General features: G+C 70.7%; 19 protein-coding genes. 7 read left to right on the plus strand and 12 right to left on the minus strand.

The annotated features are described in order from the left end of the window. Window positions 1–59: 59 nt before the first annotated feature. From M9980_RS08280 to M9980_RS08300, 5 genes are all read right to left on the minus strand, one after another. Entirely contained in the window at window positions 60–3,218 is a 3,159-nt protein-coding gene (locus M9980_RS08280; RefSeq protein ID WP_250749098.1) for a bifunctional cytochrome P450/NADPH--P450 reductase, read from the minus strand. A gap of 275 nt (window positions 3,219–3,493) precedes the next feature. Beyond that, on the minus strand, window positions 3,494–4,876 hold the full coding sequence (locus tag M9980_RS08285; RefSeq protein ID WP_250749115.1) for an L-serine ammonia-lyase: 1,383 nt from the start codon (window positions 4,874–4,876) through the stop codon (window positions 3,494–3,496). A 33-nt stretch (window positions 4,877–4,909) separates the two neighbouring features. Beyond that, on the minus strand, window positions 4,910–5,812 hold the full coding sequence (locus M9980_RS08290) for a type II secretion system minor pseudopilin (protein ID WP_250749133.1): 903 nt from the start codon (window positions 5,810–5,812) through the stop codon (window positions 4,910–4,912). Further along, on the minus strand, window positions 5,809–6,342 hold the full coding sequence (locus M9980_RS08295) for a type II secretion system protein GspJ (RefSeq protein ID WP_250749136.1): 534 nt from the start codon (window positions 6,340–6,342) through the stop codon (window positions 5,809–5,811). Before M9980_RS08295 ends, M9980_RS08290 begins: the two co-directional genes overlap by 4 nt. Window position 6,343: 1 nt before the next feature. Continuing rightward, window positions 6,344–7,285: an ABC transporter substrate-binding protein gene (locus tag M9980_RS08300; protein ID WP_250749138.1), complete on the minus strand. Its 942-nt coding sequence runs from the start codon at window positions 7,283–7,285 to the stop codon at window positions 6,344–6,346. 188 nt (window positions 7,286–7,473) lie between these two features. On the opposite strand from M9980_RS08300, the gene gspN reads away from it, so the two are divergent. Next, window positions 7,474–8,103, plus strand: a complete 630-nt coding sequence (gspN, locus tag M9980_RS08305; protein WP_250749139.1) for a type II secretion system protein N — start codon at window positions 7,474–7,476, stop codon at window positions 8,101–8,103. Here gspN and M9980_RS08310 read toward each other — a convergent pair. The 4 genes from M9980_RS08310 to gspL form a co-directional block, all read right to left on the minus strand. After that, window positions 8,100–9,323 carry a type II secretion system F family protein gene (locus tag M9980_RS08310; protein WP_250749149.1) on the minus strand — a complete coding sequence of 408 codons (1,224 nt, stop codon included), beginning with the start codon at window positions 9,321–9,323 and terminating at the stop codon, window positions 8,100–8,102. The genes gspN and M9980_RS08310 overlap by 4 nt on opposite strands. Before the next feature lie 142 nt (window positions 9,324–9,465). Continuing rightward, window positions 9,466–10,953 carry a GspE/PulE family protein gene (locus M9980_RS08315; RefSeq protein ID WP_250749151.1) on the minus strand — a complete coding sequence of 496 codons (1,488 nt, stop codon included), beginning with the start codon at window positions 10,951–10,953 and terminating at the stop codon, window positions 9,466–9,468. After that, window positions 10,950–11,453 (minus strand): type II secretion system protein M, encoded by a 504-nt coding sequence (locus M9980_RS08320; protein ID WP_250749153.1) that lies wholly within the window; start codon window positions 11,451–11,453, stop codon window positions 10,950–10,952. Before M9980_RS08320 ends, M9980_RS08315 begins: the two co-directional genes overlap by 4 nt. Continuing rightward, a complete protein-coding gene (gene gspL, locus M9980_RS08325; RefSeq protein WP_250749155.1) occupies window positions 11,450–12,598 on the minus strand; it encodes a type II secretion system protein GspL in 1,149 nt (382 codons plus the stop codon). Before gspL ends, M9980_RS08320 begins: the two co-directional genes overlap by 4 nt. A gap of 43 nt (window positions 12,599–12,641) precedes the next feature. Here gspL and gspG point away from each other — a divergent pair, with 43 nt between their 5' ends. From gspG to gspD, 5 genes are all read left to right on the plus strand, one after another. Then, window positions 12,642–13,097: a type II secretion system major pseudopilin GspG gene (gspG, locus tag M9980_RS08330; protein WP_277998296.1), complete on the plus strand. Its 456-nt coding sequence runs from the start codon at window positions 12,642–12,644 to the stop codon at window positions 13,095–13,097. Window positions 13,098–13,249: 152 nt separating this feature from the next. Then, the gene (locus M9980_RS08335) at window positions 13,250–13,681 is read left to right on the plus strand and encodes a GspH/FimT family pseudopilin (RefSeq protein ID WP_250749157.1); all 432 of its coding nucleotides are present in this window, start codon (window positions 13,250–13,252) and stop codon (window positions 13,679–13,681) included. Next, complete coding sequence (gene gspI / locus M9980_RS08340; RefSeq protein WP_250749159.1) at window positions 13,678–14,055, plus strand: type II secretion system minor pseudopilin GspI; 378 nt, start codon at window positions 13,678–13,680, stop codon at window positions 14,053–14,055. Before M9980_RS08335 ends, gspI begins: the two co-directional genes overlap by 4 nt. Next, window positions 14,052–14,843 carry a type II secretion system protein N gene (locus tag M9980_RS08345; RefSeq protein WP_250749161.1) on the plus strand — a complete coding sequence of 264 codons (792 nt, stop codon included), beginning with the start codon at window positions 14,052–14,054 and terminating at the stop codon, window positions 14,841–14,843. Before gspI ends, M9980_RS08345 begins: the two co-directional genes overlap by 4 nt. 10 nt (window positions 14,844–14,853) lie before the next feature. Beyond that, on the plus strand, window positions 14,854–16,911 hold the full coding sequence (gene gspD, locus M9980_RS08350; RefSeq protein WP_250749163.1) for a type II secretion system secretin GspD: 2,058 nt from the start codon (window positions 14,854–14,856) through the stop codon (window positions 16,909–16,911). A gap of 135 nt (window positions 16,912–17,046) precedes the next feature. Here gspD and M9980_RS08355 read toward each other — a convergent pair whose 3' ends face one another. The 3 genes from M9980_RS08355 to M9980_RS08365 are packed head-to-tail and all read right to left on the minus strand — an operon-like array spanning window position 17,047 to window position 18,397. After that, window positions 17,047–17,466, minus strand: coding sequence for a hypothetical protein (locus M9980_RS08355; protein ID WP_250749166.1), 420 nt, complete (start codon window positions 17,464–17,466; stop codon window positions 17,047–17,049). Beyond that, window positions 17,457–17,912 (minus strand): hypothetical protein, encoded by a 456-nt coding sequence (locus tag M9980_RS08360; RefSeq protein WP_250749169.1) that lies wholly within the window; start codon window positions 17,910–17,912, stop codon window positions 17,457–17,459. The genes M9980_RS08355 and M9980_RS08360 overlap by 10 nt, the downstream gene beginning before the upstream one ends. Further along, a complete protein-coding gene (locus M9980_RS08365; protein WP_250749172.1) occupies window positions 17,909–18,397 on the minus strand; it encodes a hypothetical protein in 489 nt (162 codons plus the stop codon). Before M9980_RS08365 ends, M9980_RS08360 begins: the two co-directional genes overlap by 4 nt. 163 nt (window positions 18,398–18,560) lie before the next feature. On the opposite strand from M9980_RS08365, the gene M9980_RS08370 reads away from it, so the two are divergent. Then, the gene (locus M9980_RS08370; RefSeq protein ID WP_250749175.1) at window positions 18,561–20,960 is read left to right on the plus strand and encodes a PhoX family protein; all 2,400 of its coding nucleotides are present in this window, start codon (window positions 18,561–18,563) and stop codon (window positions 20,958–20,960) included. Window positions 20,961–20,969 lie beyond the last annotated feature (9 nt).

Genomic DNA, 20,969 nt, shown 5'->3' on the forward strand with positions numbered 1-20,969 from the left:
CCCACCTGCCGCACCGCCCCTCTCCCAACCCTATCCCCAACGGGGAGAGGGCTTTCCACCTATTTCCCGAACCCGAACACGTCCTGGTGGAAGCGCCCGGTTTCGATCATCTCCTCCAGCCACGCCGACGACACCGCGTGTTCGGTGCCAACCTGCTGCATATGGATGCGGATCAGCGTGTCGCGGACCGCGGGCGCCATGTAGCGCCCGTCGCCGCAGAGGTAGATTTGCGCTCCGGCGCGGATCGCCGCCCACACGCGCTCCTGCTCGGCCCAGAGCGCGTCCTGCACGAAGGTCCACGGGCTCGATTCGACCGCGGAGAAGGCGACGAACGGTTCGACCACGCCCGCCGCCGCCCACGCCTTCACCTCGTCGCGGCAGAACCAGTCGTGGTCGGGGTGGCGGCATCCGAAGAACAACAGCGACGTCGCGCCGCCGGCGACGCTGCGCTCCTCGATGAACCCGCGCAGGGGCGCGAAGCCGGTGCCGGGGCCGATCAGGATCATCGGCACGCTAGTATCGGCGGGCGGCGCGAACGGAGGGTTGGGGCTGCGGACGTAGCCGAACAGCGTGTCGCCGGGCGCAAGATCGCGCATGTAGGTGCTGGCAAACCCCTGGTGCTCGCCGAGGCCCGACCATGCCGGCGCCGCCATCGTGCCGACGATCAGCGCAGGCTCGTTCGGCGACACCAGCGGGCTCGAGGCGATCGAATAGAAGCGCGGGGCGATCGCCGATGACAGCTCGACGAAGGCGTCGAGCGGCAGCTCGGCGGCGGGCAGTGTTTCGAGCAGGTCGATCAGTGTCAGCCGCTTCGCCGTCACCTCGTCCCAGTCGAGTGCGGCCAGCTTCGCCTTCGTATCCGGGCATCGTGTGTGCGCCGCGATCACGTCGAGCGCGCGCTTGGGCAGCGGATCCTGCAACTCGACGAAATCGGTGAGCAGCGCGCGCACGCTGACCGTGCGCCCCAGCGGCAGATGACGAAAACGTCCGCTGGTGCCGTCGATCGACACCTTCGCATCGGCGGGCACGTCCAATCGCCGCAGCACGCGCGCGACCAGTTCGGGGCGGTTGTGGGCATAGACCGCGATATGGTCGCCGGTGCGGTATGTCACGCCCTCCGGCAGGCGCAGCCGGATGAACCGGGTCGAGGGGCGCGGCGGTTCCTTCGCGAAATCCCACAGGCCGTCGGCGGGGTGCACGAGTTCGCGGTTTTCAATCACCGTCAGCACCTGCGCGTGGTCGGGCAGCACCGCGACGCGCGCATCGCCGCTGTCGACCATCGTCAGGCTGAGCGCGGGCGCGGCGACGGTCGAGGGCACGGTGCCGCCGAGCGCCGCCCACAGGTCGCGCACGAACGCCGCGACCGCGCCGTCGAAGTCGCCGCGCCCGTCGGCTTCCGCCCGCGCAATCAGCCGGGTCGCGCCCGACTTCTCCAGCGCGGCGTCGATCGTCTTCGGGAAATTCTGGTAATTCGGCCACTGGCTGTTGCCGATGCCGAGCACGGCGAAGCGTGCCTCGGGCCAGCGCGCGGCGTCGAAATGGCCGAGCTCGATCGCCTTTTCGACCTGCACCGCGCTGTCGGGCGCGCGACCGTTGTAGGTCGCGGTCACGACCACGAGCACCCGGTCCTCCGCCTCCAGCCCCAGCGCGAAACTTTCGTCCAGCGCCCGCACGACGGTATCGAAACCATCCAGCCGGGCACGATCGGCGATCTCTTCGGCGATGTCGCGGGCGGTGCCGAGCGAGGTGCCATACAGGACAGCGAGGCGCTGCCCCTCCCCCGCTACCGACGCGACCGGCGCGGTATCCGCGATTGCGACCGGTGCAGAGACGGCGATCCGCTCGTGCGGCTGGCGCTTCGCGATCCGTATCGTGAAGGCGTCGGGCTTGATCGACAGCGTTTCCTTGATCGTCAGGCGGTAGCCGACGGGATCGCTGATCGCGAACTTCTGGAGAATCATCGCCATCGCCAGCTTCGCCTCGACGATCGCGAACTGGCGGCCGATGCAGGCGCGGGCGCCGTTGCCGAACGGCTTGTAGGCGTGGGGGTGGCGCGCCGCCTCGACCTCGGGCAGCCAGCGGTCGATGTCGAATTCGTCCGGGCGCTCCCAGACCTTGGGATCGCGGTGGAGGCCGGGGGCGAAGACGTTGATCGGGCGATCCTTGCGGATCAGATACTTGCCGCCGATCACCTCGTCCTCATACGCGCCGAGCGAGAACGCCGGCGCGGTCGGCCACAGCCGCTGCGCTTCCTTGATGATGCGCTCGATCACGTGGAACTGCGCGACGTGTGCATATTCGGGCCGGGTGTCGCCGGGCAGCACGCGGTCGACCTCGGCATAGGCCTGCGCCAGCACATGCGGGTGGCGCAGCAACAGATGGAAAGCGAACGTCAGCAGCCCGCTGGTCGTCTCGTGCCCCGCGATCAGGAAGGTCAGCACTTGGTAGCGGATGTTCAGGTCGTCGAGCCCCTCCCCACTCTCCGGATCGCGCGCGGTGAGCATCAGGTTGAGCAGGTCGTTGCCGTCGGTGGGGTTCTGCCGCCGGTCGGCGATGATGCCGTCGACCAGCGTGTTCATCTCGGCGATGTCGGCGTCGAACGCGGCCTGCGCCTTCTTCGCGAAGCGCTGCTGGATCGGCAGGCGCGTAATCATGTTGAGCGATTCGCCGAGCGCCCGGCCCAGCGCCTCTAGGAAGCTGTCGAGCTGGTCCTTTTCGAAACTGTTGAAGGCGTGGCCGAACCCGGCGAGCGCGATGCTGTCCAGCGTGAGCCGCGTCATGTCGTCGGCGACCTCGACATCAGTGCCCGCCAGCCGATCCCACTTCGCGATCAGCTGGTCGCACACTTGAAGGATGACGTCGTAATAGCCGCGCATCGACCGCTGGCTGAAGGCGGGTAGCAGGATGCGATGCGCGCGACCCCAGTTCGGCTCCTCAGTGAAGGCGGTGAACAGCCCGTCGCCGGCAAACCGCCGGACGATGCGCAGGCCCGGCCCCGGCACCTTGCGGAAGCGGGTTTCGTCGGACAGCTCCGCGACCAGATCGGCGCTGGTCACGAAGATGCCGACGCGGCTCCCGAATTTCAGCTTGAAGATGCCGTCCGGAAAATCGCGGCTGACGTTGAGCAGATGTCCGATCAGCCCGGCCCGCGCGATCTGGTGGAGGTGCCCGACGACCGGCAACCCCGGCGGTGCTGGAATCGTCGCGATCTCGGGCAACCTTCTCTCCTGCGCTGTCGGTGCAGGGTCGGACGATTCCGAGCGGGGTGCAAGGGGGAAGACGTCGCCGCTACGGCGGGGTCGGTTTAGCCATAACCGTTCGCCTCGAGTAGCGATTGAGTAGGCCGAAGGCCGTATCGAAAGCGCGTATCGAGAGGTCGCGCCCAAGCAACACTGTCTCGATACGAGCCCTCGATACGCGGCTGCGCCGCTACTCGGTCTCTACTCGACACGAACGGTGGAGGGTTAACGGCATTAGCGATCGTGGACAGTGCTCAACACTCCACCACGTTCACCGCCAGCCCGCCCTGGCTGGTCTCTTTGTACTTCGATCGCATGTCCTCGCCCGTCTGGCGCATCGTCTCGATCACCGCGTCCAGGCTGACGACGTGGCTGCCGTCACCGTGGAGCGCCAGATACGCGGCGTTGATCGCCTTGATCGCGCCCATCGTGTTGCGTTCGATGCACGGGATCTGGACGAGGCCGCCGATCGGATCGCAGGTGAGGCCGAGGTTGTGCTCCATGCCGATCTCGGCAGCGTTCTCGACCTGCGGGGGCGTGCCGCCGAGCGCCGCGGCGAGGCCAGCGGCGGCCATCGAACAGGCGACGCCGACTTCGCCCTGGCACCCCATTTCCGCCGCGGAGATCGACGCGCGCTTCTTGTACAGGCTGCCGATCGCGGAGGCGGTCAGCAGCAGGTCGCGCGCGCCGGCGCGGGTCGCGCCGTGGACGAATGCCTCGTAATATTTGAGCACTGCCGGGATCACCCCCGCGGCGCCGTTGGTCGGCGCGGTGACGACGCGCCCGCCCGCTGCATTCTCCTCGTTCACCGCCAGCGCCCACAGGCTGACCCAGTCGAACACGGCGCTGGGATCGCTGCGGGGGCCGCGTTCCATCAGGCAGGTGTGGAGCGCCTTCGCGCGGCGCTTCACCTGCAATCCGCCGGGCAGGATGCCGTCGCAGCGCACGCCGCGGGCGATGCTGTCGAACATCGCCTGGCGCACTTCGTCGAGGAAGGCGTCGGTATCCTCCGGCGAGCGCCAAGCCGCTTCGTTGGCACGCTCCAGGTCGGCGATCGAGCACTCTTGCGCCGCGGCGAGCGCCAGCATGTCCTCCCCCGACGAAAACGGGAACGGCAGCGAGACGTTGGCGCGGGAGGCGACCGCCCCTTCCTCCGCGATCGCGCCGCCGCCGATCGAATAATAGCGTGCGGTCACGTCGCCGCCGTTGGCCAGCGTCGCAACGAAGGTCATGCCGTTGGGGTGGCCGGGAAGGAAGCCGTAGTCGAACACCAGATCGCGCTCGGGATCGAAATCGATCGCGCGTTCGCCGTCGAGCATCAGCCGGTGAGTGCCCGCGATGCCGGCGACGATGTCGGGTACGGCATCCGGATCGACCTTCTCCGGCTCCCAGCCCGACAGGCCGACCAGCACCGCGGTGTCGGTGGCGTGGCCGCGCCCGGTCAGCGCCAGGCTGCCGTGCAGCGTCGCCGTCACCCGCGCGACGTCGCGGTCGGCGACCGATCCGGCGAAGGCGCGGGCGGCGCGCATCGGGCCGACGGTGTGGGAGCTCGACGGGCCGATGCCGATCGTGAACAGCTCGACGACGCTGATCGGGCGACCGATGTTGGCGCGGACGGACAGGCTGGCTTCGGTCATGGCGGATGCCGTAGCGTCTCGTATCGCGCGATACTATCCCGCGCGCGCGGCGACCGCGCCATCGCCCTGCCCGAATGCCGGCGCATCGGGCGGCACCGCGGCGCCGAGCCAGCGTTCGACGGGCACCGTCCGGCGCACCCCCTGCTCGTCGAGCGACCGCTGAATCAGCGTCGCGCCCTGTTGCACCGTATCGCCGACGGTCGCGCGGGTGCGCACCCAGAAGGTATTGGACCGAAACGACGTGCCGGGCGGCTGGGTGACGTTCTGGTCGTCCAGGTCCTTGGTCGTCAGAAACCCCTGGCGCGCGCGGACCTGCACCAGACGATCGGCGATGACGGGATCGCGGAACAACACGGCCAGAACCTCCGGGCTCGCCGTATTCAGGTTGATCGCAGTTTCGCCCGGCAGTGCCGTCACCAGCTGCTCCAGCCGCGCGACCGTCGCGGGGTCGAACCCGGCGAAGCGCAGGGGCCGCAAGTCGGTGAAGGGACCGTGGGCGCGCACCAGTTCGACCGCCTTCAGCGCCGTATCGTGATCGATCCCCGCAACCTCGGCCAGACGATCGAACATGATCGACGCCATCGCCGCGCCCGAGCGCAGGCTGTTGACGTTGAACTTCCCCTCGGCATCCGAAATCGCGAGATCGAACGTGCCGCCCGCGATCGGCGCCTTGTTTTCGGCAAGTGCCCCCCACGGTTCGCTGGGGCTGTCGGTGTCCGGGGCGACCAGCTGGTCGCGGCGCAGTGCCACGATCGCCGACACCTCGCCCCCGCGCACCGCCGCCGCCGCCACCGCCGCTTCGCGCACGCGCAGCGACCGGTCGAGCGCCATTTCCTCCCGCTCGATCATCAACAGGACGAGGCCGGCGGCGATCGCGACGAACATCAGCACATTGACCAGGATCATGCCGGCCTCGTCGTTTCGCGCGGGCTTCACGACACGTCCCTCGCCCGCACCGGCAGCAGCATCACCCGCCGCACCGCGCCGGACGGGGTTCCGGTCAGCGTCACCTCGACCTCCACCGCGCGCGGCCACGCCTTCGCCTCGCCGAGCGGCCAGCGATCGGACCAGCCGCCTTCGTAGAAGCGCCAGCGCACACCCGCCACGTCACGCAGCACCGCCTGCGTGCCGCTGCCCGCATCGCGGACCAGCACGCCGCGGTCGAGGCCGTAGCGGACAGTGACCGGCGGGCCGCCGACGCCGGGTGCCGAGCGGCGGAAGGTCAGGCTGGCGCCCCCGCCTGTGATATCGCCTGCCGACACCTGCTCGACGTCGCCCGACACCACCAGCATCGCGCGTTGCAGATCGGTGAGGCGATCGAGCCGAGCGCCCGTCCGCCCCTCAACCCCCAGCACGCTGTCGACCAGCGCGATCCCCGCCACCGCGATCAGCGCGAACAGCAGCAGGGAGATGAGAAGCTCGATCAGCGTGAAGCCGGCATCGGGCGCCTCGGCCCGCCGGGTCACGTCACGCACCCCGGCTGGTGGCGACGCTCGCATAACCGTCGGGGCTGGCGACCAGGATCGACAGGTCGCGCGCGCAGCTGCCGTCGGTGCGGAAGCGCACCGCGCCGGTGACGCAGGCGAAACCGTCGCTGCCGAGCAGGCCCTCGCGGTTCAGCTGATTCGCGTCGCGCAGCTTACTAGCGATCTTCGACGCGTCGTATGCGAGGGCCGCGACTGCACCCGGCGCGCCACCGTTGCGGCCCTGGAAGTCGGCGGCAAACTCGCCGAACGCCTTGGGATCCGGCGCGGCGATCCACGCGCCGTCAAGCGCAGCGAGCGCCGAGGGCCGGTAATCGAGTGCCTGGACGGTGCCGAGCAACTGGATGCCGCTGTCCTTCAGGTTGCGCGCCGCGGCGAGCAAGGCGTCGCCGCTGCCCGGGATCAGCACCGCATCGGGCGGGTCGCCGGCGGCGGGCAATGTGCCGCCCGCGGTCACGGTGATCGCGCGAACGTCCAGGCCGACGCCGCCCTGCGCCTTCACCGCCGCCTCGCTCGCGGCATTGCTCCACGCCGATCCGTCGCCGACCACGACCACCGACTTCACCCCGCGCGACCGGGCGTACCCCAGCACCGACGTCGTCACCTGCTGAGCGGTCAGGCCAAAGACATAGGCGCCGTTCGCGGCAGCGGCAGGATTGTTGGTGAAGGCGATGACGGGGACGCGGTTCGCGACGACCTGTGCCGCGGCACTCGCCTCCCACGATGTCAGCGGCCCCAGGATCATCGCCGCGCCGCGCTTCAGTGCAGCCTGCGCTGCGGTCGCCGCACCTCCCGCTGTCCCTGCGGTGTCGAGCGCGACCAGCAACCGCGCGTCGGTTTCCGCGAGCATGGCCGCGCGCTGCATGCTAAGCCCCAGCGCGGCGCGCTCGCCGGTCAGCGGCAGCAGCAGCGCCACGGGGCGCATGTCCCGTTTCTTGGCGCCGAACGCGAGGGGGGATACGACGGATGACGCCGCTGATACGACGAGGCTCGATCGCAGAAGCCTCAGAGCGTCCCGACGATTCACCACACGCCTCCGACATCGCACGCGAAGGCGCGCGGCGTCGTCTTATCGCGTTCTCCGCAATCGGTATAGCCGCTTACGCCGTCGCCATGATCGCGACGATCCCGGCCAGCGCCGTCGTCGATGACGGCGCGTGGCGCACCGGCGTCGGCGGGACGATCTGGAACGGCGAGGTTGGCCTTGCCGGGGGCAGCAGACTGGAATGGGAGTGGGCGCCGCTCAGGAGCCTGGTCAACCTCGCCTTCGCGGTCGACTGGCGTGCGACGGGCAGCGATACCAATCTTGGCGGCCGGGCGCTGGTCGGGCCATCGTCCACGACGGTCGATGCGATGAGCGGATCGGCAGACAGCACGCTTCTTCAGGCGATCCAGCCAGACCTGCCCTTCACCTGCGACATGCGGATGCAGATGGACTTTCCGCGCGCCAAGCTGGGCGGGTCGGGGCAGATGGCGCAGGGCACGCTGACCAGCGATCTCGGCAGCTGCACGCCCAAGCGCGGCGGTGCGCCGACCAGCGTCGCGCCGCTCATACTGACCGCCGAGCATGTCGGCGACATCAGCCGGCTTCGGCTGGCGCCGGCTACCCAGCGGCGGCGGACGCTGATGACGATTACCCTGTCGGAAAGCGGCACGGTCGATATCGGCATGACCCCGGAGGGTGCCGCGGCGCTGCCGTTCGTCGGCCTGCCGCCGGGCGCGAGCATCAAGGGAGCGATTTAAAGCGTCACCAGATTGTTGAGGTTGATGATCGGCAGCAGGATCGCCAGCACCATCATCAACACCATGCCGCCCATCATCAGCAGCACCATCGGCTCGACCAGCGCGACGAGTGTCGCCACCAGCGCGTCGAGTTCGCGTTCCAGTTCGTCGGACGCGCGGCCAAGTGCCGGGGCAAGCTTGCCCGAGCTTTCGCCGCTCGCGACGATCGCGGTCAGCATCGAGGGGAACACCGCCGCCTCCGCCATCGCGGCGCGCAAGCTGAGCCCCTCGCGCACCCGCGCCGCGACGATCAGTGCGCGGGCGCGGACGTGGCGGTTGGGGGTGACCGCGGCGGCGGCGTGGAGCGCCTCGACCAGCGGCACCGCGCTTTCGACCAGGGTCGCGAGGCTGCCGGCGAAGCGCGCGGCGTTGTGCTGCCGGCTGAAGCGCTTGAACGGGCGGCGCTCGGCGAACATGCGGTCGAGGCGCAGGCGGTTGGCGGGCACCCGCACCCAGCGCCCGAACACGAACCCGCCGACCAGCAGGACGAGCAGCAGCAGCAATCCCCAGTCCTGCAGGAACGCCGAAATCGCGATCAGAGCGCGCGTCAGGAACGGCAGATCGGCCCCGCGCGACACGAACACGCGGACGATATCGGGGACGACGTAGATCATCAGCAGAACGATGATGCCGATCGACACGGTCGCGAGCAGCGCGGGGTAGAGCAAGGCCAGTTGGAGCTTCTGCGCGTTGCCGTGGCGCGTCTCGACGAAGTGGGCGAGGTGGTTGAGCACGTCGGTCAGCCGCCCCGAACTCTCCCCCGCCGCGACCGAGGCGCGATAGAATTCGGGAAACGCCTTCGGATGGTTGGCGAGCGATGCGGCGAAGCTGCGCCCGTCAAGGATGCTGGCGCGCACCTCCATCAGCAACGTGCTGACGCTGCGCGCTTCGGATTGCGCGGCGACGAGGCGGAGCGCCTCCTCGACCGGGATGTCGGAGCCGACCAGCGTCGCGATCTGGCGGGTCATCGTCGCCAGTTGGCGAGAAGTCACGCCGCGCCGTGCGAACGGCAGCCGGATCGCGCCGATCGCCGCGCCCTTGTCGGCGGCGGGCTCGACCGACAAAGGCAGCAGGCCCTGTTCGCGCAGCATCGCGCGGGCGGCGGGAGCGCTCGACGCGTCGACCACGCCCTTGCGGGTGGCGCCAGCGCGGTCGGCGGCCTGGTAGGCGAAGGCGGGCATCAGAAATCCTCCCCGGCACGGGGAGGGGGACCGCCGCAGGCGGTGGAGGGGGCGGGCCGCAAGTGAAGCGTTTGCGGAGGCCCCCCTCCGTCACGCTGCGCGTGCCACCTCCCCGTGCCGGGGAGGATTTGCGTGCGACCCCTCACGCGTCGTCGCGCGTGACGCGCGCGACTTCCTCGACCGTCGTTACCCCGGCGCGGACCTTGGCGATGCCGTCGTCGAGAAGCGCCGGATTGCGCTCCCGCGCCGTACGTTCCAGCTCGGCTTCCGACGCGCCGTTGTGGATCATCGCCTGCAACCGCTCGTCGACTGCCACCACTTCGTACACGCCCGCACGCCCGCGATAGCCTTCACCGTGGCAGGCGTCGCAGCCCTCGGCGCGCCACACCGTCTCGCCGACGGTCAGTCCGCCGCCGAGCATCCGCGCATCGCCCTCGCTCGCCACGTCGGCGCGCGCGCAGTCGCGGCACAGCTGCCGCACCAGCCGTTGCGCGACCAGTCCGACGAGCATCGGCGCGAGCAGATAGCGTTCGACCCCCATGTCGATCAGCCGGGTGATCGATCCGACCGCAGAATTGGTGTGCAGCGTCGACAGGACGAAATGCCCGGTCATCGCCGAGCGAACCGCGACCTCGGCGGTTTCCTGGTCGCGGATTTCGCCGACCATGATGACGTCGGGATCCTGACGCAGGATGGCGCGCAAGCCCCGAGCGAACGTCATGTCGGTGCGCGGATTGACCTGGGTCTGGGCGATGCCGGCCAGTTCGTATTCGATCGGGTCCTCGACCGTCATCACGTTGCGCTTGCGATCGTTGAGCCGGGTGAGCGCCGCATAGAGGCTGGTGGTCTTGCCCGAGCCGGTCGGCCCGGTCACCAGCAGCATCCCGTGCGGGCGCTCCAGCAGGCGCGAGAAGACATCGACGTCGCGCCCGCTCATCCCCAGCGTCTTGAGGTCGAGGCGCAGCGAACCCTTCTCCAGCAACCGCATCACCACCCGCTCGCCATGCTGGGTCGGGATGGTCGACACGCGCGCGTCGACGTCGTGCCCACCGATGCGCAGCGTCACGCGCCCATCCTGCGGCACGCGCTTCTCGGCAATGTCGAGCTTCGCCATCACCTTGATCCGGCTGACCAACAGCGGTGCCAGCGCGCGCTGCGGCGTAACTACGTCGCGCAACACGCCGTCGATGCGGAAGCGGACGACCAGCGTCTTCTCGGTCGTCTCGATATGGACGTCGGACGCGCCCTCCTTCACCGCCTCGAGCAGCAGGGCGTTGATGAGCTTGATGACCGGCGAATCGTCGCGGGTGTCGAGCAGGTCGTCGATCGCTGCGGCACTGTCGGCGAGGGCGGCGAGGTCCATTTCGTCCATCTCGAACTCGGCGGCCTGTGCGGCGCCCTGCCCGTAAATGCCCGACAGCGCCGCATCGAACGCCTCGGGCGTGACCGCGACGAAGACGGCGGACGGATGGATGCGCTGCACCTCCAGCATCGCATCCAGCGGCACGTCGGGGCGGTGCAGGCACTCCCCCGCGCGCAGCACCACGCCGTTGCGCCGCGCATAGCTATAGGGCAGCAGCGCGGGCGGCGGCGGGGCGACGGTTTCGGTGACGATCAGCGTGTCGGTCACCCGCGATACTCGATCATCGCCGCCACACGACCGATCGCGGCGCCGCGACGCAGATCGACCTGCGTCGCCGTCAGCCCGGTGGTGCGGGCGACATCGGCCATCCAGTTCATCACGCTCGCATAGTCGGCGTCGGCGACGGTCGCGCGGACGCCCGATGGCGTCGCCTCGACCTGCACGGTCAGGCCATAGGCGGCGGCGGACTGGGTGAGCATTTCGACCGGACTGCCGGTGCGCGGCGCAGGGCCTGGCGCAGGGCCGAGGTTGCCGGCGGCGCGGACGCGGGCCGACAGCGTCTCGTACGTGCGGATATCGGCCAGCGACTGCGCGCGGCTGGCCTGCAGGGGCTTCACAACGCCGTACACCAGGATCGCCAGTGCCAGCAGCACGCCGAGCGTCCCGACCAGCCATTGCTCGCGCCGGCTGAGCCCCGACCACCATGTCGCAAGGCGCAGCCACGCCGCCTCGAGCGCGGGGAGTTCGATGATGCGCACGATCTTCATGCCGCGGGCGCCGTAATGCGGATGCCGCCGGCGGTGTTGGTGACCGTGCCGGCGATGCCGTTGTCGGTCAGTGCCTGCGCAATCCGCGTGGCAAGCGCCGGGTCGGTCGAATCGACGTCCATCGTCAGCCGTCCGCCCTCCAGCCGCATCGACCGCGCCGTCAGCGTCGGGCCGAGCGGCGCAAGCGCCGTCGCGAGCCGCGTGGCGGCGGGCAGGAAGGCGTTGGCGCCGCCGCTCGCTCCGGGTGCCGGCAGCAGATCGGCGACGGTCGCGGCGAAATCGTCGCCCGCGACAATGGTGCCCGGCGACAGCGAGGTGACCAGCGCGCGCGTCTCGTCGGCGCGGGCGTTCGCGATGCCGCGCAGCGCGACGGTGTCGGCCAGCGCGATGCCGACATGCGCGGCGACGCCGATCGCGACGATCTTGGCCAGCCGCTTGCCGAACGACGGCAGCGAGCGGAGCCGGCGGGCATATGTGCCCTGGCGCAGGTCAAGCGCGGGGGCGAGCAGCCGCCGCCCGATCGGATCGAGCGCCAAGCTGTCCGCGCCCGCCGCCATATCCGCGGGCAGCGCCGCTCCGTACGCGATCGTACGCGGCTGCCCCGCCGCGGCCCAGGCGGTGCGGAGCATCAACGCGGGGACGGCGAAGCCGGTGCCGTCGCCGGCCCGCACCAGCGCGCGGGTTTCGCCCAGTTCGACCGACCACTCCCCCGCCCCCGGCACCGGCAGCGCGAGACAGTCGGGCACGAGCGCGGCATGGTCCAGCCCGGCATCCTCGACCCGCGCGATCCACTCAGCGATGCGATCGTGGCGCACGACGCCCACGAGGAAGCGGCGGGGAGACAGCTCGACGCCGAGCGCGATGTGGACGCTTTCCAGCGGCTCGGCGATGCGATCCTCGATCGCGAAGGGCAGCGCCGCCAGCCGCTTGGCACGGTTGGCGATCGGCAGGTCGACGGCCAGCAGCAGCACGCCCTCGCTCGGCACCAGCACGGTCGCCGGTCCGTCGCCGTCCGAGGCGACTACCGCCGCGCCGTCGAGCGTCCAGATGCCCGCCGGGCCAGACACGCGCACCGGGTCCAGCGCACCAAGGCTGGCGCGCCGGGCCGTTTCGGCTGTAACAGGGGTGTCACCGGTGATGAGCATGGGCGAGCGAATGCGCAGTTTTTTCCGACAGTTTCGTGACACCGTGGCAGCGTGGGCGCCGACCCGCAAGGCGCGTGAGGGCATAAGCGGCGACGAAGGCCTGACGCTGGTCGAGATGATCGTCGTGCTGGCGATCATCGCGCTGGTCGCGGCACTGATCGTCCCCAACGTCATCGGTCGCCCCGACCAGGCGCGCGTGACCACCGCCAACACCGATATCCGCACGATCGGCGCGGCACTGAAGATGTACCGGCTCGACAACGGTCAGTATCCGACGACCGCGCAGGGGCTGAAGGCGCTGGTCGAGAAGCCGACTGCGACGCCGGTGCCCGCCAACTGGTCGGCGGAGGGCTATCTTCCGCAGCTCCCGGTCGATCCGTGGGGCAACCCGTATGTTTATGCGGCCCCCGCTCCCGGCGGCTTTGCGTTGAAGTCGTTCGGCAAGGACGGCAAGGACGGCGGCGAAGGCCTCGATGCGGACCTGACGGGCGCGAAGTGAGGACCGTTGCTCCCAGATCCTCCCCGGCACGGGGAGGTGGCGCGCAGCGGCGACGGAGGGGGCTAACCCCGAACGCTCCGCTTGCGGCCCGCCCTCTCCGTCAGCGCGTTGCGCTGCCACCTCCCCGTGCCGGGGAGGATTTCGATCTCGGCATGACCCTCGTCGAGATGCTGGTCGTGCTCGCAATCATCGGCGTCGCCGCGGGCGGCGTGACGCTCGGCATCGGCGCTGCCACCCGCGCGCCATCGGTCGAAAGCGAGGCGCGGCGCTTCGCGAACCGGCTGGAAGCCGCGGCGGACGATGCGATGCTCGGCGACCGGATGGTCGCGCTGACCGTCGACGACAGCGGCTATGGCTTCGTGAAAGTCGCCTCCGACGGCCAGGTGCCGCAGGGGACGCCGAAGCTCGACCACCACGTCCTGCCCGGCGGCATGGCGATGATGCTCGACCAGCGCCCGCCGCTGGTGCTCGGCGTCGACGGCGTGTCGAAGCCGCTGACCGCGGTGCTGACCTCGGGCGGGCAGCAGTGGACGGTCCGCTACGACGGGCTGACCGCGACGGTCGCACAGAGCGAGGGGCGATGATGCCGCGGGGGAGGAATGACGCCGGCTTCTCGCTGATCGAGGCGCTGGTCGCGCTCGCGGTGCTGGCGATCGCCACGGTCGGGCTGGTCGGCGCGATGGAGCAGCATATCGATTCGACCCGCGCGATGGAGCGGCGATCGGCGGCGATGTGGGTGGCGGAAAACCGCATGGCCGAACTCGGCATCGGCGCGCCGGGCGGCGAGCGGGTGACGATGCTCGACACCAACTGGCAAGTCCGCACTGCCCGCAGCGCCACCGACGATCCCGAGATCGCGAAGGTCCGCGTGGCAGTGTTCGAGGAGGGGGCGAAGTCGCCGACCGCGACGCTCGACGGATTCCTCGACCAGCCGCGCCCAGAGGAGCCGCGCCGATGATCCTGCGCCGCTTCGAGATGACGCCGTATCGCATCGCGCAGGCGCTCGACGTGCTGACCGCGCTCGTCATCATGTCGATCGCCGTTGCGCTCGCGCATCTGACTTGGCGGATCGGCGGCCATGCCGATACCGGCGCGGTCACCGTGCCACAGGTCCGCCGCGCCGCGCCCGTTGCCGACGTCGCGCCCGCGATCGCGCTCGCCCCGTTCGGGCGCGCGGGCGCGAATGGAGAGGGTGCGCCCGCCACCGGCCTGCCGCTGGTGCTGAAGGGCATCGTCTTCGCCCGGCCCGAAAGCCTGTCGATCGCCTATATCGCCAACGGCAGCGACGTGCCCAAGCCGTACAAGGTGGGCGAAGCGGTGACCGGCGCCACCATCCAGGCGATCCAGATCAACCGCGTGCTGCTGCTGAACGGCGGGCGCACCGAATTCCTCGCCTTCCCCGATCCGTTCGCGAAGCCGGTGGCGCCGGGCACTGTGGTGGCGGCGCCTGCGGTCACGATCAACGCCCCGCCGACGCTGGCGAACCCGGCGACCTCCGCTGTCCCGGATGCCGCAGCGCTCATCAACCGGCTCGACGCGCAGCCGGCGGCGGGCGGGTACCGCATCGGCGAGAACGCCCCGCCCGGCCTGCGCCCCGGCGATCTGGTGAGCCAGGTCAACGGCCAGGCCGTCGCCACGCCCGACGCCGCGCGCGACGCCTTTGCCAAGGCGCAGGCCAGCGGCACCGCCCAGATCACGATCCAGCGCGACGGCAAGCCCGTGACGCTGACCATTCCCGTCCGCTAGGGTTTTCGACGTGCCCCATCCGATTCGCATCACGATGCTCGCCCTCGCCCTTGCCGGCTCGACGCTGTCGGCACAGGGCGTGCCAGCCCCGAACGACATCGTCGTCAACATGCGCGGGGTGGAGATCGCCGACGTCGCCGAACAGATCAGCCGGCTGACCGGCCGCACGCTGATCCTCGACCCGACGGTGAAGGGCCAGGTGACGGTGACCTCCGCCGAGCCGCTGAGCCAGGCCGGGGTGTGGGACCTGTTCCAGTCGGTGCTGCGCGCCAACGGCTTTGCCGCAGTGCGGTCGGGCCGCGCGTGGCGGATCGTTCCGCAGGCGAGTGCGGTGCGCGACGGCGGCGTGCCGAGCCGGGGTGCCGGCGGGCAACAGCTTGTAACGCGCATGATCCGGCTGGGCACCGTGCCCTCTGCCGATGCCGCGCGCATCGTCCGCCCGCTGGTCGCGACCTTCGGCAGCGTCGAACCGCTGACCCAGCCAAACGCCATCGTCGTCACCGACTATGCCGACAACGTCCGCCGGATCGAGGCGCTGGCGCGCTCGCTCGACGGCGGCGGCGGATCGACCTTCACGACGATCGTGCTGCGCAACGGCAATGCCGCCGATGTCGCCGCCGCGTTGCAGGGCGTGCTGGGCGACGCCAGCGGCGCGCGTGTCGCCGGCGATCCGCGCAGCAATTCGGTGATCGTGCGCGGCGCCCCCGCCGCGGTCGCCGAGGCGCGGCGCATGGCGCAGGCGCTCGATGCGCCCGGCGGCGCCACGCCCGTCACCCGCGTGTTCCGGCTGAACTATGCCGATGCCGAGGCCGTGACCGACGTGCTCCGCGGCATCCTGGGGCAGGAATCGGGCAGCGTCACCAACCCGGTTGCACGGTCGCTGTCGGCGCGCGGCACCGGTGGCCTCGCCAATCCCACTAACCCGACCAGCGCGCTGTCGTCGATGATCGCCAGCAACGCCGCGTCGAGCGCGTCCGCCACCAATGGCACGACCGCCGCCACCAGCAACGGCGGCACGACCGGCCAGATCGGCACCCAGAGCGAAACCACGCCGCAGGGCTTCGCCACCGCGGAGCTGACCGTACAGCCCGCGCCCGACATCAACGCCATCGTCGTGCGCGGCACGCCGACCGCGGTCGCCAGCATCGAGCGGCTGATCCCCGACCTCGACGTCCGCCGCCCGCAGGTGCTGATCGAGGCGGCGATCGCCGAGATCACCGGCGACGATGCCGAGGCGCTGGCGATCCAGCTCGGCACCTCGGGCGTCGCGCTGACCCAGGCGGAAGGCGTCGGCACGTCGTTCAGTTCGCAGGGGATCGCTTCGCTCGGCACAATCCTCGGCGTGCTCGGCGTGCCGGCTGCCGGACTGATCGGTGAGGGGCTGAGCGGCAACATCGCGTTCGGCGACAATTTCTCGATCCTGGTGCGCGCGCTCAGCGTATCCACCAAGGCCAACCTGCTCTCGACCCCGCAGATCACGACGCTCGACAACAAGATCGGCGAGTTCGTCGCGGCGCAGAACGTGCCGTTCGTCACCGGATCGATCCTGACCGGCAACGGCACCGCTAACCCTTATACGACGATCGAGCGCAAGGACGTCGGCCTGACGCTGCGCGTGCTGCCGCGGATCAATGCTGGCGACACCATCCGGCTGGAAATCGCGCAAGAGGCGTCGTCGCTGGCGACCGCACAGCTCTCCACCGCCGCCGACATCATCACCAATCGCCGCGCGATCAACACGACGGTGCTCGCCGACAATGGCCAGACGATCGTGCTCGGCGGCCTCATCACCGACGACCGCCAGCTGACCAAGAGCCAGGTGCCGGTGCTGGGCGACATTCCGGTGCTGGGCGAACTCTTCAAGTCGCGCCGCGAATCGCGCACGAAGCGCACGCTGTTCATCTTCCTGAAGCCGACGATCCTGCGCAACGGCGAGGATGCGCAGACCGCGACCGCCGCACGCTACGCCCGCCTGCGCGGTGAGGAGCAGACGCTGCGCAAGGGCGGCAGCCTGTTGCTCAGCCCGCCGAAGCCCAGGCTGACGCTGGAGATCGATGGGGTTTACTAGGCGGGCGCGAGGGGCGTGGCGGCAAAGCCGCACGGCCCCGCTGCGAAGGCAAAGCCGAGCACGCGCCCGGCCGGCGCGGCTACAGTCGCGTCCGACGACGTGGGCTTTGCCCACGGCGGGGCCAGCCTCGAAGCCCTAGCCCGCCTCCCCCATCGGCAACGCCACCCGCGCTCGCTGCCCGCCGCGCGTGAAGAAGGCCGCGTCGATCGCGAGCGACTCGAGCGTCCAGCCATCGACGCTTTCGCCCACGTCCAACGTCCGCGTGCGCCCGTCGGCGCCGCGCACCATCGCCACCGCGTCGCGCCCGATCCGCCCGACGATGCCGGCCAGCTCGGGCGCATCGGCGGGGGTGCCGGCCGCCGGCGCGCTCGCCGCGCCGCCGAACAGCGGGCGCGCATAGGCACGGGCGAGGTCGGGCGCTGCCGGCGGCAGCACCAGTGGCGCCGGCACGACCACGGCCTCGTCCGCAGCGGACCGCAGCAGCAGGGCCGGCGCCGCCACCGCGATTACCGCGGCCAGCGCGAGTCCGCCCCATTCCGCGCGCGTTATCGCCACGGCGCCGCCACCTCCCCCTCCAGCCGCACCGACGCCCCGTCCGCGGCGATCGACCAGCCGTCGAACCGCGCGAGCGGACGCCCGCGCTCGAGCGCGTCGGCGAAGGCGACGACCGCCCGCTCCGACCCCGATGCGCGCAACCGGATGCGCGCGAGCCCCGCGCCATCGACCGCGCTGACCGCCTCGACCAGCACGCCGCCACGCCCGGCGAGCGCGCGCACCCGCGCCTCCAGCGCGCGCGTCGCCGCCGCCCGCGATCCGATCGCGATGGCCTGATCGCGCGCGATTGCCGGCACCGGATCGATCGCCGCGTGCACCACGACCCGCGCGCGCTCGCCCCGCGTCACAGCAAGCTCGCCGAGTGCGGAGCGAACCGGCAACGCCAGCAGCGCCCACCCGACCGCAGCCACAGCGAGCGCCACAAGAATCGGCGGCAGCCCCCTCACGGCTCGTCCATCGCGACGACCAACGCCGCATCGCCGCGGCGCTGCCCGGCGTCGCGCAGGTGCGCTGTCGCGGGATCGCGCCGCAGCCCGGCGCGCAGCCGGTCGGGATCGGCGGTGCTCGCCTCGATCGCCAGGCGACCGTCTGCGCCCCGCCCCGCGCGCACCAGCTGCGTCTCGCGCGGCAGCGCCCGCGCCAGCCCTTCCAGTGTGGTCCCGAGGGTCGGCCGGTCGATCACGGTCGCCAGCGCGCGCCGCTGCGCCGCCTGCGCCCGCGCCGCCGCGATCCGCGGACCCTGTGCCGCCGCGACCGCCGCTGCGTCGTGCCGCGCCGCCGCGGTCAGCAGCTTTGCGCCCAGCAGCGTCGCGACCGGCGCCAGTATCAGCAGCACCGCCACGATCCCCGCCGCCCGGCGCCCGATCGACACAGGGGGCAGCGTGCCGAGCCGCGCCAGCAGGCTGGGGTTGGGGGGCGCATCGTCGGCCATCGCGCGCCGGCCTAGGCGCGAACGCCCTACGCATCAATCCGCCGCCCGCACCCCGTCGCAATCGGCGCGCGGCGGGGGTGGCAAAAGCCGGTGCGTTCGCTAGGACGGCATCGAGTAGGTGCGCCAGCACCCCGTCTGCGAGCCTGTACCCGAGGATTTGAGTATGACCGACACCCGCAATCCCAGCATCGGCGATCTGATCGAGCAGCGGTATTCGCGCCGCGCCGCGCTGAAGGGCTCGGCTTCCGCTGCAGCGACGGTGGTCATCGGCGGGTCGGTGCTGGCGGCGTGCGGCGGCGGTGGTGGCGGGTCGACCGCCAACCCGCCCCCCACGGTCACCGCGACCGCCTCCCCCACCACGACGACCGCGGGCAACCGCGTGACGATCACCGCGACCGCGACCGACGACGGCAGCGTCGCCTCGACCAGCTTCGTGCAGGTCGGCGGCGCCGCGGTGACGCTGTCGGCGACGACCGGCCTGACTACCAGCTTCACCGCACCTGCCGTGACCGCGAGTTCGGTCATCGTGATCCGCTTCACCGCGACCGACAATTCGGGCAACACCGCCTCCGCCGACGTCAACGTGACGGTCGGCGTCGGCGTGATCGGCTTCACGGCGGTCGCGAAGAACCGCAACGACGTGGTGACGATCCCGAGCGGCTATGCGGTGTCGGTGCTGTACCGCACCGGCGACCCGATCGCGGCATCGACCGCGGCTTATGCGAATACGGGCGCGGACACCGATTTCGCGAACCGCGCGGGCGATCATGGCGCGGGCTTCTATTATTTCGGGCTGGTCGCGACCGGCACCGGGGTCGACGTGTCGAACAGCGCGCGCGGCCTGCTGGCGATGAATCACGAGGGGATTACCCAGGCGTACCTCCACCCCGCCGGCCCGACCTCGGCAGGCGGCGTCCGACCCGAGGCGGAGGTGCTGAAGGAAACCGAAGCGCACGGGCTGAGCGTGGTCGAAATCGCCGCCGGCACCAGCGGCTTCGCGCCCGTGCAGGCGAGCGCCTATAACCGCCGCGTCACCCCCTCGACCGCGGTTGCGATCAACGGACCGGTCAAGGGCAATGCGCTGGTCCAGACCGCCTTCTCCGCCGACGGCACCGCCGGGCGCGGCACGATCGGCAACAGCGCGCTGGCGCAGACCGCCTGGGGTACCGCGCTGTCGAGCGAGGAGAAATGGGCGCGCTATTTCCGCCGTCCCCCCGCCGCCGACGACGCGCGCCGCACGACCAAGCAGGTCCGCGCCCTCACCCGCTACGGCGTGACCAGCACCACCGGGCTCTATGGCTGGGCGACCGTCACCGGCAATTCGCTCTACGCGCGTTGGGACGCGCAGGCGACCGGCGCGTCGGCGACCGCCGACTATCGCAACGAACCCAACCAGTTCGGCTGGATCGTCGAGGTCGATCCCTATGACAAGGCGGCGACCGTGCGGAAGCGCACCGCGCTCGGCCGCCTCGCTCATTCGGGCGTCGCGACCTCCAACTTCATCGCCGGGGCGAAGCCGGTAGTGTACATGGGCGACGCCGGCGAGAACGAATATCTCTACAAGTTCGTTTCGGGCACGGCCTATGCCTCCGCCGATGCGGGGGCGACCGACCGCATGTCGATCGGCGACAAATATTTCGACACGGGCACGCTGTACGTCGCGAAATTCGCCAACGATGGCACCGGCACCTGGCTGCCGCTGACGTTCGGGACCGGCGGGCTCGATGCGGCCAACGCGACCTACAGCTTCACCGACCAGGCCGACGTGCTGACCCACGCCCGCATCGCCGGCGATATCCTGGCGGCGACGCCGATGGACACGCCGGCGTGGAGCACGATCAACGCGCTGACCGGCGACATCTTCGTGTCGCTGAAGGGCAACGACCAGCGCACGCCCGCCAACACCAACGGCCCCAACCCGCGCGCCTATGTCGATGCACCGAGCGCCCAGGTCGGCAACCGCAACGGCCATGTCCTGCGCATGCGCGAGGGTACCGGCGGTCTCGAGGGCACGACCTTCACTTGGGACATCTACGTCTTCGGTGCGGGTTCGGACCTCGATGCGACCAACATCAACATCTCGGCGCTCGATGCGACCAACGACTTCTCGGGGCCGGAGGGCCTGCGCTTCGGGCGGGGATCGAACCCCTCGGGGCTGGGCTCGCCGCTGCTGTGGCTCCAGACCGACGATCAGGCGTACCGCGACGTCACCAACAACCAGATGCTGGCGGGCCTCCCCGGCGGCGTCGGCGACGGCGGCACCGCGATCGACAAGACGGTGACCAACAGCGGCACCACCCAGGCAACCCGCATCGGCAAGGCGCCGGGTGCCGCGCTGAAGCGGTTCCTGGTCGGCCCGGTCGAGGCCGCGGTGACCGGGGTGGACACGACGCCCGACGGTCGCACGCTGTTCGTCAACATCCAGCACCCCGGCCAGAACGGCACCGCCGCGGCGCCGACGAGCAACTGGCCCGACAACCAGACCGCCGCAGCGGCAGGCGTACGCCCGCGCTCGGCGACGATCGTGATTACGCGGACCGACGGGGGTATCGTCGGGCTGTAAGGGTTGGCG

The organism is Sphingomonas donggukensis, assembly GCF_023674425.1.
Lineage (GTDB): Bacteria > Pseudomonadota > Alphaproteobacteria > Sphingomonadales > Sphingomonadaceae > Sphingomonas > Sphingomonas donggukensis.